General features: G+C 63.7%; 15 protein-coding genes. 7 read left to right on the top strand and 8 right to left on the bottom strand.

The window, feature by feature from the left end:
- Positions 1 to 32 precede the first annotated feature (32 nt).
- On the bottom strand, positions 33 to 1328 hold the full coding sequence (gene dadA, locus AC0ZZU_RS01090; RefSeq protein ID WP_476338379.1) for a D-amino acid dehydrogenase: 1296 nt from the start codon (positions 1326 to 1328) through the stop codon (positions 33 to 35).
- A gap of 155 nt (positions 1329 to 1483) precedes the next feature.
- Here dadA and AC0ZZU_RS01085 point away from each other — a divergent pair, with 155 nt between their 5' ends.
- On the top strand, positions 1484 to 1972 hold the full coding sequence (locus tag AC0ZZU_RS01085; protein ID WP_158461032.1) for an Lrp/AsnC ligand binding domain-containing protein: 489 nt from the start codon (positions 1484 to 1486) through the stop codon (positions 1970 to 1972).
- 3 nt (positions 1973 to 1975) lie between these two features.
- On the opposite strand, the gene AC0ZZU_RS01080 is transcribed toward AC0ZZU_RS01085, so the two are convergent.
- Positions 1976 to 2329, bottom strand: a complete 354-nt coding sequence (locus AC0ZZU_RS01080) for a YkgJ family cysteine cluster protein (protein WP_476338377.1) — start codon at positions 2327 to 2329, stop codon at positions 1976 to 1978.
- Between the two features lie 132 nt (positions 2330 to 2461).
- Here AC0ZZU_RS01080 and AC0ZZU_RS01075 point away from each other — a divergent pair, with 132 nt between their 5' ends.
- Positions 2462 to 3745 carry an NAD(P)/FAD-dependent oxidoreductase gene (locus AC0ZZU_RS01075; protein WP_476338376.1) on the top strand — a complete coding sequence of 428 codons (1284 nt, stop codon included), beginning with the start codon at positions 2462 to 2464 and terminating at the stop codon, positions 3743 to 3745.
- Here the strand turns inward: AC0ZZU_RS01075 and AC0ZZU_RS01070 are convergent.
- Positions 3742 to 3951 (bottom strand): DUF1127 domain-containing protein, encoded by a 210-nt coding sequence (locus tag AC0ZZU_RS01070; RefSeq protein WP_476338374.1) that lies wholly within the window; start codon positions 3949 to 3951, stop codon positions 3742 to 3744. The two genes, AC0ZZU_RS01075 and AC0ZZU_RS01070, sit on opposite strands and share 4 nt — an antisense overlap.
- Positions 3952 to 4125: 174 nt before the next feature.
- Between AC0ZZU_RS01070 and AC0ZZU_RS01065 the strand changes: the two genes are divergently transcribed.
- Both AC0ZZU_RS01065 and AC0ZZU_RS01060 read left to right on the top strand, forming a co-directional pair.
- Positions 4126 to 5556 (top strand): aminotransferase-like domain-containing protein, encoded by a 1431-nt coding sequence (locus AC0ZZU_RS01065; RefSeq protein ID WP_476338372.1) that lies wholly within the window; start codon positions 4126 to 4128, stop codon positions 5554 to 5556.
- Between the two features lie 60 nt (positions 5557 to 5616).
- The gene (locus AC0ZZU_RS01060; protein ID WP_476338370.1) at positions 5617 to 7170 is read left to right on the top strand and encodes a phospholipase D family protein; all 1554 of its coding nucleotides are present in this window, start codon (positions 5617 to 5619) and stop codon (positions 7168 to 7170) included.
- Between the two features lie 10 nt (positions 7171 to 7180).
- Here AC0ZZU_RS01060 and AC0ZZU_RS01055 read toward each other — a convergent pair whose 3' ends face one another.
- Positions 7181 to 8344 carry an MFS transporter gene (locus tag AC0ZZU_RS01055; protein ID WP_476339094.1) on the bottom strand — a complete coding sequence of 388 codons (1164 nt, stop codon included), beginning with the start codon at positions 8342 to 8344 and terminating at the stop codon, positions 7181 to 7183.
- A 63-nt stretch (positions 8345 to 8407) separates the two neighbouring features.
- Positions 8408 to 9901, bottom strand: coding sequence for an aldehyde dehydrogenase (locus tag AC0ZZU_RS01050; RefSeq protein WP_476338369.1), 1494 nt, complete (start codon positions 9899 to 9901; stop codon positions 8408 to 8410).
- Positions 9902 to 10097: 196 nt separating this feature from the next.
- On the opposite strand from AC0ZZU_RS01050, the gene AC0ZZU_RS01045 reads away from it, so the two are divergent.
- Positions 10098 to 10460: a cupin domain-containing protein gene (locus AC0ZZU_RS01045; protein ID WP_476338367.1), complete on the top strand. Its 363-nt coding sequence runs from the start codon at positions 10098 to 10100 to the stop codon at positions 10458 to 10460.
- 102 nt (positions 10461 to 10562) lie between these two features.
- On the opposite strand, the gene rpmG is transcribed toward AC0ZZU_RS01045, so the two are convergent.
- The gene (rpmG, locus tag AC0ZZU_RS01040) at positions 10563 to 10718 is read right to left on the bottom strand and encodes a 50S ribosomal protein L33 (protein ID WP_013793373.1); all 156 of its coding nucleotides are present in this window, start codon (positions 10716 to 10718) and stop codon (positions 10563 to 10565) included.
- Between the two features lie 11 nt (positions 10719 to 10729).
- A complete protein-coding gene (gene rpmB / locus AC0ZZU_RS01035) occupies positions 10730 to 10966 on the bottom strand; it encodes a 50S ribosomal protein L28 (protein WP_150803776.1) in 237 nt (78 codons plus the stop codon).
- A gap of 363 nt (positions 10967 to 11329) precedes the next feature.
- Here rpmB and AC0ZZU_RS01030 point away from each other — a divergent pair, with 363 nt between their 5' ends.
- The gene (locus tag AC0ZZU_RS01030) at positions 11330 to 12919 is read left to right on the top strand and encodes an ABC transporter substrate-binding protein (RefSeq protein WP_476338365.1); all 1590 of its coding nucleotides are present in this window, start codon (positions 11330 to 11332) and stop codon (positions 12917 to 12919) included.
- On the opposite strand, the gene radC is transcribed toward AC0ZZU_RS01030, so the two are convergent.
- Positions 12903 to 13589 carry a RadC family protein gene (gene radC / locus AC0ZZU_RS01025; protein WP_476338364.1) on the bottom strand — a complete coding sequence of 229 codons (687 nt, stop codon included), beginning with the start codon at positions 13587 to 13589 and terminating at the stop codon, positions 12903 to 12905. The genes AC0ZZU_RS01030 and radC overlap by 17 nt on opposite strands.
- 128 nt (positions 13590 to 13717) lie before the next feature.
- Here radC and coaBC point away from each other — a divergent pair, with 128 nt between their 5' ends.
- Positions 13718 to 14926, top strand: a complete 1209-nt coding sequence (gene coaBC / locus AC0ZZU_RS01020; protein WP_476338362.1) for a bifunctional phosphopantothenoylcysteine decarboxylase/phosphopantothenate--cysteine ligase CoaBC — start codon at positions 13718 to 13720, stop codon at positions 14924 to 14926.
- Positions 14927 to 14929 lie beyond the last annotated feature (3 nt).

The following is a 14929-nucleotide window of genomic DNA, read 5'->3' as shown; positions in this document are numbered from 1 at the left end:
AACTTGCAGCTGGAGGCTCGCTGATTGCGGCTTCAGGCAGTCGCAGGTTTGGCCTGCTTGGCCGTCTCGTGGTGCTGCCCATAGCGCGAAATATCGAGCCCTTCGGCGCTGATATGTGGCGTGCGCCGGGCGATCAGGTCGGCCAGCAGGCGGCCAGAGCCGCATGCCATGGTCCAGCCGAGCGTGCCGTGGCCGGTATTGAGGTACAGGTTGCGGAACGCCGTGGCGCCCACGATCGGCGTACCGTCGGGCGTGGCCGGGCGCAGGCCGGTCCAGAAGCTGGCTTCGCTCAGGTCACCGCCGCGAGGATAAAGATCGTTGACGATCATCTCCAGTGTTTCGCGTCGACGTGGGTTCAGCGACAGGTCGAAACCTGCGATTTCGGCCATGCCGCCCACGCGGATGCGGTTGTCGAAACGGGTGATTGCAACCTTGTAGGTTTCATCGAGAATGGTCGAGGTCGGTGCCATGGCCGGGTCGGTGATCGGCACGGTCAGCGAATAGCCCTTGAGCGGGTAGACCGGGGCCTTGATGCCCAGCGGCTTGAGCAGCTGCGGCGAGTAGCTGCCGAGCGCCAGTACATAGCGGTCCGCGGTTTCCAGCTTGCCGTCGATCCACACGCCGTTAATGCGGTCACCGGCAAAGTCCAGGCGCTCGATGTTCTGTCCAAAGCGGAACTCGACACCCAGTTGCAGGGCCATTTCGGCAAGCCGGGTGGTGAACAGCTGACAATCGCCGGTCTGGTCGTTGGGCAGGCGCAGGCCACCCGCAAGAATACCCTTGACGCTCTCCAGGGCCGGTTCGACGCGGGCAATACCGTCGCGGTCGAGCAACTCGTAGGGAACACCGGACTGCTCCAGCACGGCGATGTCCTTGGCTGCCGCATCAACCTGGGCCTGGGTGCGGAAGATCTGCGTGGTGCCCAGGGTGCGGCTCTCGTAGGCGATGCCGGTCTCGGCACGCAGCTCGTCGAGGCAGTCGCGGCTGTATTCGGACAACCGGACCATGCGCTCCTTGTTCACGGCGTAGCGATTGGCGGTGCAGTTGCGCAGCATCTGCGCCATCCACAGGTACTGGTCGACATCACCGGTGGCCTTGATGGCCAACGGGGCGTGGCGTTCGAGCAGCCACTTGACGGCCTTCAGGGGCACGCCAGGGGCAGCCCAGGGCGAGGCATAGCCCGGCGAGATCTGGCCAGCGTTGGCAAAACTGGTTTCCATGGCGACCGCCGGCTGGCGGTCCACGACGACCACTTCAAAACCTTGCCTGGCCAGATAATAAGCACTGGCGGTACCGATCACACCGCTGCCAAGCACCAGAACTCGCATGTTGTATCCCTCGCACGCGGCGCACCGCAGACTTTTATTGAAATGGCATGGATGCGCGCAGTATAAGGACGACACACCAGTGCTTTTCACTATATAAAGGCCTATATTTGGCGAGAATTCTCGGCAAAGTGGCCTTTTATGGAGGGGCATCCACTATGAGAACCCAGCATCAAACCAAACGTGAACTGGACAAGATCGACCGTAATATCCTGCGGATCCTGCAGGCAGATGGCCGGATTTCGTTCACTGAGCTTGGCGAGAAAGTCGGGCTTTCCACTACCCCTTGCACCGAACGCGTCCGGCGCCTGGAGCGCGAGGGCATCATCATGGGCTACAACGCCCGGCTCAATCCGCAACACCTCAAGGGCAGCCTGCTGGTGTTCGTCGAGATCAGCCTGGACTACAAGTCCGGGGATACCTTCGAAGAGTTTCGCCGGGCCGTGCTCAAGCTGCCGCACGTGCTGGAATGCCATCTGGTCTCGGGCGATTTCGACTATCTGGTGAAGGCGCGGATCTCGGAAATGGCCTCCTATCGCAAGCTGTTGGGCGACATCCTGCTCAAGCTGCCGCATGTTCGCGAGTCGAAGAGCTACATCGTGATGGAAGAAGTGAAAGAGAGCCTCAACCTGCCGATTCCCGACTGAGGATCAGACCAGCACCTGGCGGGTGGTCGCGATGAACTGGTGCACCAGTTGCTCGGCCTCGGGTTCGATCATCTGCACCGGCCGCTGACCGCGCGGGCACGGCAGGCGCGCAGTGGTGCCGAACAGGCGGCAGATCATCGGCCGCTCCTCATAGACAGTGCAGCCCTGCGGGCCAAGGTGCACGCAGTCCAGATGGTCCATCGCCGCTTGCTGCTCGGCCTCGGTCTTGCGCGGCAAGCGAGACATTTCATCGGTCGAGGTAGTGACCGGGCCACAGCAGTCATGGCAACCGGGCACGCAATCGAATGACGGGATCAGCTCGCGCAGGAAGTGGATCTTGTGGCTGTTGCAGGACATGGATGGCGCTACGGTCGGCAAATCGAGCCCTATTCTGCCTGAAACCACGAATCCTTGTGACCGCGAGGCCGGTTGCCTGGGGGGGTGCCCCGACTTATCCTGCATCGAATTTTCTCCAGCCCAGGATTTCCGATGACCGTACATGCCGCGTCCTACTACGCCGCCAGCAGCGCTCCGCAACCGGACTATCCGGCTTTGCAAGGCGAGCTCAACTGCGACGTGTGCATCGTCGGCGGCGGCTACTCCGGGCTCAATACCGCGATCGAGCTGGCCGAGCGCGGCTTCAAGGTTGTCTTGCTCGAAGCGCACAAGGTTGGCTGGGGCGCCAGTGGCCGCAATGGCGGGCAGTTGATCCGCGGAGTGGGCCATGGCCTGGAGCAGTTCTTGCCCCTGCTCGGCGAGGAAGGAGTACGCAGCCTCAAGCTGATGGGCCTGGAAGCCGTGGACATCGTCCGCGAGCGGGTCGAACGCCACGCCATTGCCTGCGATCTCACCTGGGGTTACTGCGACCTGGCCAACAAGCCGGCTGAACTCGAGAGCTTTGCAGGCGACGCCGAGGAGCTGCGCAACCTGGGTTATCGTCATGAGCTGCGCCTGGTGAAGGCCGGAGAGATCCACAGCGTGGTCGGCTCCGACCGCTACGTCGGCGGCCTGATCGACATGGGCTCCGGCCACCTGCACCCGCTCAACCTTGCCCTGGGCGAGGCCATCGTGGCGAGTCGCCTGGGCGTGCAGCTGTACGAGCAATCGGCCGTCACGCGCATCGACTACGGCAGCCAGGTGCAGGTCCACACTGCTCAGGGCCGGGTCCGGGCCAAGACGCTGGTGCTGTGCTGCAATGCCTATCTCAACGACCTCAACCGCGAGATCGGCGGCAAGGTGCTGCCTGCCGGCAGCTACATCATCGCCACCGAGCCCCTGGACGAAGCCCTGGCGCATCGGTTGCTGCCGAAGAACATGGCGGTCTGCGACCAGCGCGTGGCCCTGGATTACTACCGCCTCTCGGCCGACCGCCGGCTGCTGTTCGGCGGTGCCTGCCACTATTCGGGCCGCGATCCGAAGGACATTGCGGCGTACATGCGGCCAAAGATGCTCAAGGTCTTCCCGCAACTGGCCAACGTGCGGATCGATTACCAATGGGGCGGCATGATCGGCATCGGCGCCAACCGCCTGCCGCAGATCGGTCGGCTGGCCCATCAGCCCAATGTCTATTTTGCCCAGGCCTACTCAGGCCATGGCCTGAACGCTACGCACCTGGCCGGACGCCTGCTCGGCGAGGCTATCAGCGGGCAGGCCAGCGGGCGTTTCGACCTGTTCGCCAAGGTGCCCCACGTGACCTTCCCGGGCGGCAGGCACCTGCGCTCGCCGCTGCTGGCGCTCGGCATGCTGTGGCACCGGTTGAAGGAGCTGGTCTAGTCCTTCCAGAAAGGTTTGTGCGCTTCTGCGCGCGCTTCTTCGCGGCTAACTCCGATATCGCGCAGTTGCGCACTGTCGAGCGTGAGCAAGGCCGGGCGGGTTTGCCAGTGACGCCGCATCATCGCCCAACGACCAGGCACGGCCGCGGGGTTGGCTTCAAGCTCGCCGACAGGTAAAGGCAGTTGCAGATCAGTGAGGCTGTTCATTTGCAGAGTCTCCACACAGTTTTGTCTGGAGTAATGATGCGTGCGGGCACGCACTACAATACAGATTCAACGACGGCTTATTATTTCCATACAGAATTGGCATCCTGCCAGCTGAATGGAGTATTTTTGCCACATCTGTACTGGTCGTTGGGTGAGGCAGCTCGGGAGTATGCCATGACACTTTATCTCAACCTGGCCGAACTGCTTGGCGCCCGTATCGAGCAGGGCCTGTACCGCCCCGGCCAGCGCCTGCCGTCAGTGCGTGCCCTGAGCGTTGAGCATGGGGTCAGCCTGAGCACCGTACAGCAAGCCTATCGCCTGCTGGAAGACAACGGCCTGGTCTCGCCCAGGCCGAAGTGTGGCTACTTCGTGCTCGAACCACGCCACCTGCCTGCCCTGCCGGATATCAGCCGCCCGGCGCAGCGCCCTGTGGATATCTCGCAGTGGGAACAGGTGCTGGAGCTGGTGCGCAGTACGCCGCGGGCTGATGTCGTACAGCTCGGACGCGGCATGCCCGACATCGACAGCCCGACCCTCAAGCCCCTGCTGCGCAGCCTGGCCCAGCTCAGCCGGCGCCAGGACATGCCGGGCCTGTATTACGACAATATCCACGGTACCCCGGCCCTGCGCGAACAGATCGCTCGGCTGATGCTCGACTCCGGCTGTCACCTGACTCCCGCCGACCTGGTGGTGACCACCGGCTGCCACGAGGCGCTGTCCACCAGCATCCGCGCGGTGTGCCAGCCAGGCGACATCGTCGCGGTCGATTCGCCAAGCTTTCATGGCGCCATGCAGACGCTCAAGGGCCTGGGCATGAAGGCGATGGAAATCCCCACCGACCCCATCACCGGTATCAGCCTCGATGCTTTGGAACTGGCGCTGGAACAGTGGCCGATCAAGCTCATCCAGATCACCCCCAGCTGCAACAACCCGCTGGGCTACATCATGCCCGAGGCCCGCAAGAAGGCGCTGCTGACCCTGGCCCAGCGCTTCGACGTCGCAATCATCGAGGACGATGTCTACGGCGACCTGGCCTACACCTACCCGCGGCCCCGCACCATCAAGTCCTTTGACGACGATGGCCGCGTGCTGCTCTGCAGCTCGTTTTCCAAGACCCTTGCGCCTGGTCTGCGTATCGGCTGGGTGGCGCCCGGCCGCTACCTGGAACGGGTGCTGCACATGAAGTACATCAGCACCGGTTGCACCGCCAGCCAACCGCAGCTGGCCATCGCCGACTTCATCAAGGGCGGCCACTACCAGCCGCACCTGCGGCGCATGCGCAGCCAGTACCAGCGCGGCCGCGACCAGATGAGCGACTGGGTGACGCGGTACTTTCCACCTGGCACGCGCGCCAGCCGGCCCCAGGGCGGCTTTCTGCTGTGGGTCGAATTGCCGGAAAGCTTCGACACCTTGCGCCTGAACCGCGCCTTGCTGGAGCAGGGGGTACAGATCGCCGTGGGCAGCATTTTCTCGGCCTCGGGCAAGTACCGTAACTGCCTGCGCATGAATTTCGCTGCCCAGCCGACAGCGGACATCGAAGCCGCGGTGCGCAAGGTCGGGGAAACCGCCGCTCGTCTACTGGTCGAGGCTGAAAACGGCGGGTAACTTTGCGCGGCCCTCTGTGGTCCATATCCCAACGCCTCTGCCGTACAGGACAATCCACTCTTGAGATTCCAGCGCGCTCTGCCCCTGCTGCTGGCGCTTTTGCTCGGCCTCAACGGCTGCGCCAGCGTCAGCGGCCCCCGCGAGGTCAGCCAGGCCCTACCCGCCAGTCAATCCGCCTTCGGCCGCTCGGTACAGCACCAGGCCGAGCCTCACGAAGGCCGCTCCGGCTTCCGCTTGCTGCCCAACAGCAACGAGGCTTTCAGGGCGCGTGCCGAGCTGATCCGGCACGCGCAGACGAGCATCGATGTGCAGTACTACATCGTCCACGACGGCCTGAGCACCCGCGCGCTGGTGCATGAGCTCCTGGCTGCGGCCGATCGCGGCGTCCGCGTGCGCATCCTGCTCGACGACACCACCAGCGACGGCCTGGACACCCTGATCGGTACACTTGCCGTCCACCCGAACATCGACATCCGGGTATTCAACCCGCTGCACCTGGGCCGGGCCACGGGTGCGACCCGGGCCATGGGACGCCTGTTCAACCTGTCGCGCCAGCACCGGCGCATGCACAACAAGTTGTTCCTGGTCGACAACAGTATGTCCATCGTAGGTGGCCGCAACCTGGGCGACGAGTATTTCGACGCCGAGCCCAACCTGAATTTCACCGATATCGACCTGCTGGGCATTGGCCCCGTGGCCGAGCAACTTGGACACAGCTTCGACCAGTACTGGAACAGCGCCCTGAGCCGCCCGATCGGCGATTTTCTCTGGCGCCAGCCAGATGCCAAGGACCTGCGCGACAGACGCCGACGCCTGGAAGTCTCTCTGGCCGAGGCCCGGATCAAGCGCAAGGCACTGTATGACCGGCTGATGGCGTACCAGACGCAACCGCGTCTGGACGTGTGGCGCAACGAACTGATCTGGGCTCATGGCAAGGCCCTCTGGGACGCACCCAGCAAAGTGCTCGCCGGCGACGAACCGGACCCCCAGCTGCTGATGACCCGGCAACTGGCGCCCGACCTCAACGGCGTCGAGCATGAGCTGATCCTCGTGTCGGCGTATTTCGTGCCGGGCGAGCCGGGCCTTCTGTACCTGACCAGTCATGCCGACGCCGGTGTCTCGGTCAGGCTTCTGACCAATTCGCTGGAAGCGACCGATGTGCCCGCCGTGCACGGCGGTTACGCGCCGTACCGCCGGGCCTTGCTGAAACATGGCGTGAAGCTGTTCGAGCTGCGCCGCCAGCCAGGTGATCCCAGCGCGGGCAACCTGAATTTCCAGGGAGGCTCCGATTCGAGCCTGCACAGCAAGGCCATCGTGCTGGACCGACGCAAGACGTTTATCGGCTCCTTCAACTTCGACCCCCGCTCGGTGCTGTGGAATACCGAGGTCGGGGTGATGGTGGACAGCCCGAAGCTGTCCGAGTACACCCGCGAGCTTGCGTTCCAGGGCATGGCGCCGGCGCTGAGCTATCAGCCACAGCTGATCGGCGACAAGCTGGTCTGGGTGACCGAGGACAATGAACGGATGCACACCCTTGTCACCGAGCCGGGTGGGTTGTGGCGGCGGTTCAATGCCTGGGTGAGCAAGGCAGTGGGATTGGAGAAGATGCTGTAGCTGCGCCGGTTCAGGCAGGCGCAGGCTCGAATGCATCACGCCGCCTTGTCAGCAGCACCAGGCCGAACGCCCCTGCCGCCATCAGCAGCGGCAGGGCGTGCCCGCTGATCCACTGGCTGCCTGCTCCCGCCAACAAGGGCCCAAGCAAGCATCCAATCCCCCACAACTGCGCTACGTGCGCATTGGCCCGTACCAGAGCGTCGTCCCGGTATCGTTCGCCAATCAGCACCAGTGACAAGGTGAACAATCCTCCGGCACTCGCGCCAAACAATACCCACAGTGGCCAGATCCCAGGCGTGTACAGCAGTACCGGAATCATCAGGCTAGAGACCAGCAGCGTCAGCGCACAGCCGCTGAACAGCGTGCGCCGCGACATGCGGTCGGCCAGCGCGCCAATCGGCAGTTGCAGCACCGCGTCCCCCACCACTACGGTGCTGACCATGAACAGCGCCACTTCCGTGGTGAACCCTTGCTGCAGGCAGTACACCGGCAACAACGTCAGGATCATGGCCTCGAACGCGGCGAACAGGGCAATGGCCCAGGCGATCACTGGCAAGCGTCGGCAGAAGCCGGCCAGGTCGCGCAAAGTCACGCTGCAGGCCTCGGTACTGGGGGCGCCGCCGCGTCCCAGCAGCAGCAAGGGCGCGCAGATCAACAGGCTGGTCGCCGCCCAGAAGCCGAAGTCATCCTCGGAGCCTAGAAACCCCAGCACCAGCGGACCTGCCAGCTGGCTCAGTGCGTAGCTGCTGCCATACAGCGCCACCAGCCGTCCGCGCCAGTGCTCCACCACCAGCTGGTTGATCCAGCTTTCCCCGAGGATGAACACCACCGTCAGGGACATGCCGATCAACAGGCGCAAGCCCAGCCACACAGGATAGCTGGGCACTACCGCCAGCAGGCCGATCGCCAGTGCACCCCCCCATAGGCACAAGCGCATGGCGTTGGGCACGCCAACCCAAGCGGCCAGGCGACTGGCGAGACTCGCCCCAAGCAGGACGCCGATGGCCGGCATGGCCGCCATCACGCCGATCGCAAAGCTGCCGTAGCCCCAGTTCTCCAGGCGCAACGACACCAGCGGCATGCTCACGCCAAGCGCCAGGCCGACGCTGAGCACCGACGCGAGCACGGCAAAATAGCTTCCCCAACGCATCAAAGCCTCCCAGACCTTGCGCAGCAGAAACAGAACAGCCGGGACGGCAGATGCCGGCCCGGCTGTATCAGCCTCCAGCGATCAGCGTTACAGCTTGATCCAGGTGGCCTTGAGCTCGGTGTACTTGTCGAGCGCGTGCAGCGACTTGTCGCGGCCGTTGCCAGACTGCTTGAAGCCGCCGAACGGCGCGGTCATGTCGCCACCGTCGTACTGGTTGACCCAGACGCTGCCGGCCCGCAGGGCGCGCGCGGTCAGGTGAGCCTTGGAGATGTCGGCGGTCCACACGCCAGCGGCCAGGCCATAGGGGGTGTCGTTGGCGATGGCGATGGCTTCTTCGGCGGTGTCGAAGGTCAGTACCGAAAGTACCGGGCCGAAGATTTCTTCCTGGGCGATCTTCATGGCGTTGCTCACGCCGTCGAAGATGGTCGGCTCGACATAGGTGCCACCGGTTTCCTCAAGGACACGCTTGCCGCCGATCAGCAGCTTGGCGCCATCGCTGTGGCCCGCTTCGATATAGGACAGTACGGTGTTCATCTGCTGGGTATCGACCAGTGCACCGATGGTAGTGGCAGGATCCAGCGGGTTGCCTGGTTTCCAGGCTTTCAGGGCCTCGACCACCATAGGCAGGAACCTGTCCTTGATCGAACGCTCGACCAGCAGGCGCGAGCCCGCGGTGCAGACCTCGCCCTGGTTGAAGGCGATGGCGCTGGCAGCGGCCTCGGCAGCGGCCTTCAGGTCGGGGGCGTCGGCAAACACGATGTTCGGGCTCTTGCCGCCGGCTTCGAGCCAGACGCGCTTCATGTTCGACTCGCCGGCGTAGATCATCAGTTGCTTGGCGATCTTGGTCGAGCCGGTGAACACCAGGGTATCCACGTCCATGTGCAAGGCCAAGGCCTTGCCAACGGTGTGGCCGTAGCCAGGCAGCACGTTCAGTACACCCGCTGGGATACCCGCCTCGATGGCCAACTGGGCGATGCGGATGGCGGTCAGGGGGGATTTTTCGGACGGCTTGAGCACCACCGAGTTGCCGGTGGCCAAGGCCGGGCCGAGTTTCCAGCTGGCCATCAGCAAGGGGAAGTTCCAGGGAACGATAGCCGCGACAACGCCCACCGGCTCGCGGGTCACCAGGCCTAGCTGGTCGTGTGGGGTCGGCGCGACCTCGTCGTAGACCTTGTCGATGGCTTCTGCGTTCCAGCGCAGGGCGCCGGCAGCGCCAGGGATGTCGATGGACGAGGAGTCGCCGATCGGCTTGCCCATGTCGAGGGTTTCGAGCAGCGCGAGTTCTTCGACGTTCTGCCGCAGCAGGTCGGAGAAGCGGATCAGCACGGCCTTTCGCTTGGCCGGTGCCAGGCGTGACCACACACCGGAATCGAAGGTAGCGCGGGCGTTCTCGACAGCGCGCTGGGCGTCGGCGGCGTCACAGCTGGCGACCTTGGCCAGGAAGCGGCCATCGACCGGGCTGACGCACTCGAAGGTTTCACCGGATGCGGCGGCGGTGTACTCGCCATTGATGAAAGCACGGCCTTCGATGTTCAATTGTTGGGCACGCTGTTCCCAGTCCGCTCGCGTCAGGGTGGTCATACGAAACTCCTCTGTCATGAAGGTGCAACGCCGCACTGAGGACTCACGGGCGCTGGCAGAAATTCGGGCCCGGCGACGAACGCGCAACAGGCCACTGCTACCCTAAACCACCCTGTGTGAACTATCAATATATTTGACATAAACCGCTGAAAAGCCGTCATATGTTCATTTTATTAAACAATACGAGGACGCTCCGATGAGCATCGACACCATTATCGACTTCGCCCATGCCCTCACCGAAGCCGAACGCTACCGCCCGGCTGCCGAAAAGATCCTCAAGGGCGAGCCGGACCAAGTCGTTTACAACCACTACGCCAGTCCCTGTGGGCAGTTCGCCGCAGGCGTGTGGGAAGGCGCGGTGGGCCAATGGACGGTCAACTACACCGAGCACGAGTACTGCGAGATCGTCCAGGGCGTTTCGGTCCTGCGCGATGAGGCTGGTGGCGCCAAGACCTTGCGCAGCGGCGACCGCTTCGTCATCCCGGCGGGGTTCAAGGGCACCTGGGAAGTGCTCGAGCCCTGCCGCAAGATCTATGCGATGTTCGAGCAGAACCAATAAGGCCCCCTCGCCGACCGATCTCTGCAGCCTTGCCCGGGCTAGTCACAGGCAAAAAAAAACCCGCATCCAATGGATGCGGGTTTTTTCTGGTCGCCGGATCAATTACTTGATCTTGGCTTCCTTGTACGCCACGTGCTTGCGGACGACCGGATCATATTTCTTGATCTCGATCTTGTCCGGAGTAGTGCGCTTGTTCTTGTCGGTGGTGTAGAAGTGGCCAGTGCCAGCACTCGATACCAGACGGATCAATTCACGCATGATTGTCTCCCTTAAACCTTGGCGCCGTTACGGCGAATTTCGACCAGTACGACATCAATGCCGCGCTTGTCGATGATACGCATGCCCTTGGCGGAAACGCGCAGACGCACGAAACGCTTCTCAGACTCGACCCAGAAGCGATGATGCTGCAGGTTCGGCAGGAAACGACGACGGGTTTTGTTGTTTGCGTGGGAAATATTGTTCCCAGTTACCGGACCCTTACCGGTAACTTGACAGACTCTCGACATGCCTCAGCCCTCTAAAACCACATGCCCAACCCGGCATGGGTTGGCCGCTTAATCTCTCAGTCTTTGGCGCCAGGCGCCGTGTTTCGTTGGGGTCTTATCGACCGGATTCGCGCAAGCGACAGGCCGAGCCCCTAGAAAAGAGCGCTGCTTTATACCAGAAAGACTACGTCACAACAACAGAATATCTGTTTTTGCCCAGAGGCAGGACGCGCCCGGCCAGCATAGCGACACGGCTGCAGGACTGTCGACCGCTCGTCGCAGGATTTGTAAAAAAGGGTGTGGTCATTTGCCAATGCGCACTCTAGGGTAGGACGTTTCCAGACTGCACTGGCAGATGGGCCATTGATCAGCCAAGGAGCCACCATGCGTGCCGCCGCCTTTCCCCTCTTGTTCACTACCCTGTTCGCCTCTGCGGCCGCCATCGCCGGCCCCCTGAGCGTCTGCACCGAGGCCAGCCCCGAAGGGTTCGATGTGGTCCAGTACAACTCGCTGACCACCACCAACGCCTCGGCCGATGTGCTGATGAACCGCCTGGTCGAGTTCGACGCCGGGCAAGGCAAGGTGGTACCCAGCCTGGCGGAGAGCTGGACGGTGTCGAACGACGGCCTGGTCTACGACTTCAAGCTTCGTCCGGAGGTAAAATTCCACACCACGAAATACTTCAAGCCGTCTCGCGCGCTCAACGCCGACGACGTGCTGTTCAGCTTCGAGCGCATGCTGTTCCCCGCCCACGCCTGGCATAAACTCGCCGCGGCCGGCTACCCGCATGCCCAGTCCCTGCAACTGCCGAGCCTGATCAAGTCGATCGAGGCGCCCGGCCCGCAGACCGTGCGCTTTACCCTGGATCATGCCGATGCGACCTTCCTCGCAACCCTGAGCATGGGCTTCGCCTCGATCTACTCCGCCGAGTACGCCGACCAGTTGCTCAAGGCCGGCACTCCGGAAAAACTCAACAGCCAGCCGATCGGCACCGGCCCGTTCGTGTTCCAGCGATTCCAGAAGGACGCCGTGGTGCGCTACCGCGCCAACCCGGACTACTTTGCCGGCAAGCCCGCGGTCGACCCGCTGATCTTCGCCATCACTCCGGACGCCAACGTGCGTCTGCAGAAGCTCAAGCGCAACGAGTGCCAGATCGCGCTCTCGCCCAAGCCGCTGGACATCGCCGAAGCCGGCAAGGACGGCAACCTGAAGGTCGAGAGCACCCCGGCCTTCATGACCGCATTCGTCGCCATCAACAGCCAGCACCCGCCGCTGGACAAACCCGAGGTGCGCCAGGCAATCAACCTGGCGTTCGACAAGCCGAGCTACCTCAAGGCCGTGTTCGAGGACACCGGCACCGCGGCCAGCGGCCCATACCCGCCCAATACGTGGAGCTATGCCAAGGACCTTCACGGCTACAGCACCGACCTGAAAAAAGCCCAGGCGCTGCTGGCCAAGGCCGGCCTGCCCGATGGCTTCAGCACCACGATCTGGACCCGTCCGTCGGGCAGCCTGCTCAATCCCAACCCCAATCTCGGGGCGCAACTGCTGCAGGCAGACCTTGCCAAGGTCGGCATCAAGGCCGAGATCCGCGTGATCGAATGGGGCGAGCTGATCCGCCGTGCCAAGGCCGGCGAGCATGACTTGCTGTTCATGGGCTGGGCGGGCGACAACGGTGACCCGGACAACTTCCTGACCCCGCAATTCGCCTGCTCGGCCGTCAAGTCAGGCACCAACTTCGCCCGCTACTGCGACAGCCGGCTCGATCAGCTGATCAGCGCCGGCCGTACCACCAACGACCAGAGCGTGCGCAGCCGCCTGTACCAGCAGGCCCAGGCGCTGATCCAGCAGCAGGCCCTGTGGCTCCCCCTGGCGCACCCGACCGCGGCCGTCCTGGCTCGCCAGGGCGTCGAGGGGTACAAGGTGAGTCCGTTTGGGCGCCAGGACTTTTCCACGGTCAGGACGCCGCGCTGAAACACCCACGCTCGGCCATCGACAGCGGCTCGCTGTCGCCGATGATGATGTGGTCGAGCAACCGCACGTCGACGATGCTCAAGGCCTTCTTGAGCACGCGCGTGATGTCCACGTCGGCCTGACTGGGGCTCGCGTCCCCCGAGGGGTGGTTGTGGCAGAGGATCACCGCTGCCGCGTTGTGCGCGAGCGAGCGCCGGACCACCTCGCGCGGGTGGACGCTGGCGTGATTGATGGTGCCCCGGAACAGGATCTCGAAGTGCAGCGGCCGGTGCTTGTTGTCCAGGAACAGGCAGCCAAAGGCCTCGCTGGGCTCGTGCCGCAGCATGGACTTGAGATAGCGCCGTACGGCAGTCGCGCTCTCCAGGGCAGACTCCCGATTGATGGTGGCATCCAGCTGCCGCCGCCCGATCTCCATCACGGCCTGCAACTGGCTGTACCTCACCGGTCCCACCCCCGGCTCGCGCAGCACCTCGGCCCTGCCGGCCTCGAGAAACTGCCTCAGCCCGCCAAATCGCGCCAGCAGTCCGCGCGCCAGGTCCACCACGTTCAGCCCCGGCACCCCCGACCCCAGGAACACCGCCAGCAATTCGGCGTCCGACAGGCTCGACGCGCCTTGCTTCATCAACTTTTCCCTCGGCCGTTCGGTCGACGGCCACTCCCTGATCTGCATACACGCTCCTTTGGGTTACTGCGGCGCATTTGAGCGCTGTGTTAATCTACTTCGTCCCGTTTACAGCGACGATCTGCCGCAGGTAGCGCTTGTCGTCGCGTGCTTTCACTGAACAAAAGGCAAAGCCTATGCAGCGGCTGTATCGCAAACGCATCGTTCTCGGCGTGGGTGGCGGCATTGCCGCCTACAAGAGCGCCGAGCTGATCCGCCGGCTCCTTGAACATGGCGCGCAAGTGCGCGTCGTCATGACCCGTGGCGGCGCCGAGTTCATCACCCCGCTGACCCTGCAGGCGCTGTCCGGGCACCCAGTCCACATGGACCTGCTCGACCCGGCCGCCGAAGCGGCCATGGGGCATATCGAGCTGGCCAAGTGGGCCGACCTGGTGTTGATCGCCCCTGCCACCGCCGACCTCATGGCGCGCATGGCGCAGGGCATGGCCGACGACTTGCTGACAACCCTGGTGCTGGCCACCGACGCCACCGTGGCCGTCGCTCCGGCCATGAACCAGGCCATGTGGCGCGACCCGGCTACCCAGGCCAACCTGGAGCTGCTGCAAAGCCGCGGCATCCAGGTATTCGGCCCGGCCTCCGGCAGCCAGGCCTGTGGCGACGTCGGCCTGGGCCGCATGCTCGAGGCCACTGACCTGGCCTGGTGCGCGGCCGAAAGCTTCAAGCGCCAGTCACTGACCGGCAAGCATGTGCTGATCACGGCGGGGCCTACCCAGGAAAACATCGATCCGGTGCGCTACATCACCAATCATAGCTCCGGGAAGATGGGCTTTGCCCTGGCCGAAGCGGCCGCCGAGGCCGGTGCCCGGGTGACCCTCGTGACGGGGCCGGTACACCTGCCGACCCCTGACCGGGTCAACCGCATCGACGTGGTGAGCGCGCGGGATATGCTCGCAGCCTGCGAAGCGGCCATGCCATGCGACCTGCTGATCGCCTCTGCGGCAGTCGCGGACTACCGCCCCGAGGTCGTCGCCTCGCAGAAACTCAAGAAAGACCCTACGACCGGCGACGGCTTGCTGCTGCAGATGGTGCGCAATCCGGATATCCTTGCCACCATTGCTGGCCGCCCCGACCGTCCGTTCAGCGTCGGCTTTGCCGCCGAGACCGAACATCTGCTCGATTACGCAACGCGCAAGCTCAAGGACAAGAACCTCGACCTGATCGTCGCCAATGATGTGGCCAACCCCAGCATCGGCTTCAACAGCGAGGAAAACGCCCTGACCGTGATCGACCGCCAGCAGCACGAAACCCTCTTTGCGCAGACCAGCAAGGGCAAGATCGCCCGCCAACTGGTCGCCTTCATCGCCGAACGGCTCAATCAGGTCTGATAC

It is taken from the genome of Pseudomonas sp. JE3303 (assembly GCF_056312565.1).
Note: the sequence above shows the minus strand (reverse complement) of the source record. Positions and strands in the feature narration are given on the sequence as shown.

What these genes read in the sequence shown, in the direction of transcription:
- dadA (WP_476338379.1), bottom strand. Translation starts at nt 1,328, where the DNA reads ATGCGAGTTCTGGTGCTTGGCAGCGGTGTGATCGGTACCGCCAGTGCT.
- AC0ZZU_RS01085 (WP_158461032.1), top strand. Translation starts at nt 1,484, where the DNA reads ATGAGAACCCAGCATCAAACCAAACGTGAACTGGACAAGATCGACCGT.
- AC0ZZU_RS01080 (WP_476338377.1), bottom strand. Translation starts at nt 2,329, where the DNA reads ATGTCCTGCAACAGCCACAAGATCCACTTCCTGCGCGAGCTGATCCCG.
- AC0ZZU_RS01075 (WP_476338376.1), top strand. Translation starts at nt 2,462, where the DNA reads ATGACCGTACATGCCGCGTCCTACTACGCCGCCAGCAGCGCTCCGCAA.
- AC0ZZU_RS01070 (WP_476338374.1), bottom strand. Translation starts at nt 3,951, where the DNA reads ATGAACAGCCTCACTGATCTGCAACTGCCTTTACCTGTCGGCGAGCTT.
- AC0ZZU_RS01065 (WP_476338372.1), top strand. Translation starts at nt 4,126, where the DNA reads ATGACACTTTATCTCAACCTGGCCGAACTGCTTGGCGCCCGTATCGAG.
- AC0ZZU_RS01050 (WP_476338369.1), bottom strand. Translation starts at nt 9,901, where the DNA reads ATGACCACCCTGACGCGAGCGGACTGGGAACAGCGTGCCCAACAATTG.
- AC0ZZU_RS01045 (WP_476338367.1), top strand. Translation starts at nt 10,098, where the DNA reads ATGAGCATCGACACCATTATCGACTTCGCCCATGCCCTCACCGAAGCC.
- rpmG (WP_013793373.1), bottom strand. Translation starts at nt 10,718, where the DNA reads ATGCGTGAATTGATCCGTCTGGTATCGAGTGCTGGCACTGGCCACTTC.
- rpmB (WP_150803776.1), bottom strand. Translation starts at nt 10,966, where the DNA reads ATGTCGAGAGTCTGTCAAGTTACCGGTAAGGGTCCGGTAACTGGGAAC.
- AC0ZZU_RS01030 (WP_476338365.1), top strand. Translation starts at nt 11,330, where the DNA reads ATGCGTGCCGCCGCCTTTCCCCTCTTGTTCACTACCCTGTTCGCCTCT.
- radC (WP_476338364.1), bottom strand. Translation starts at nt 13,589, where the DNA reads ATGCAGATCAGGGAGTGGCCGTCGACCGAACGGCCGAGGGAAAAGTTG.
- coaBC (WP_476338362.1), top strand. Translation starts at nt 13,718, where the DNA reads ATGCAGCGGCTGTATCGCAAACGCATCGTTCTCGGCGTGGGTGGCGGC.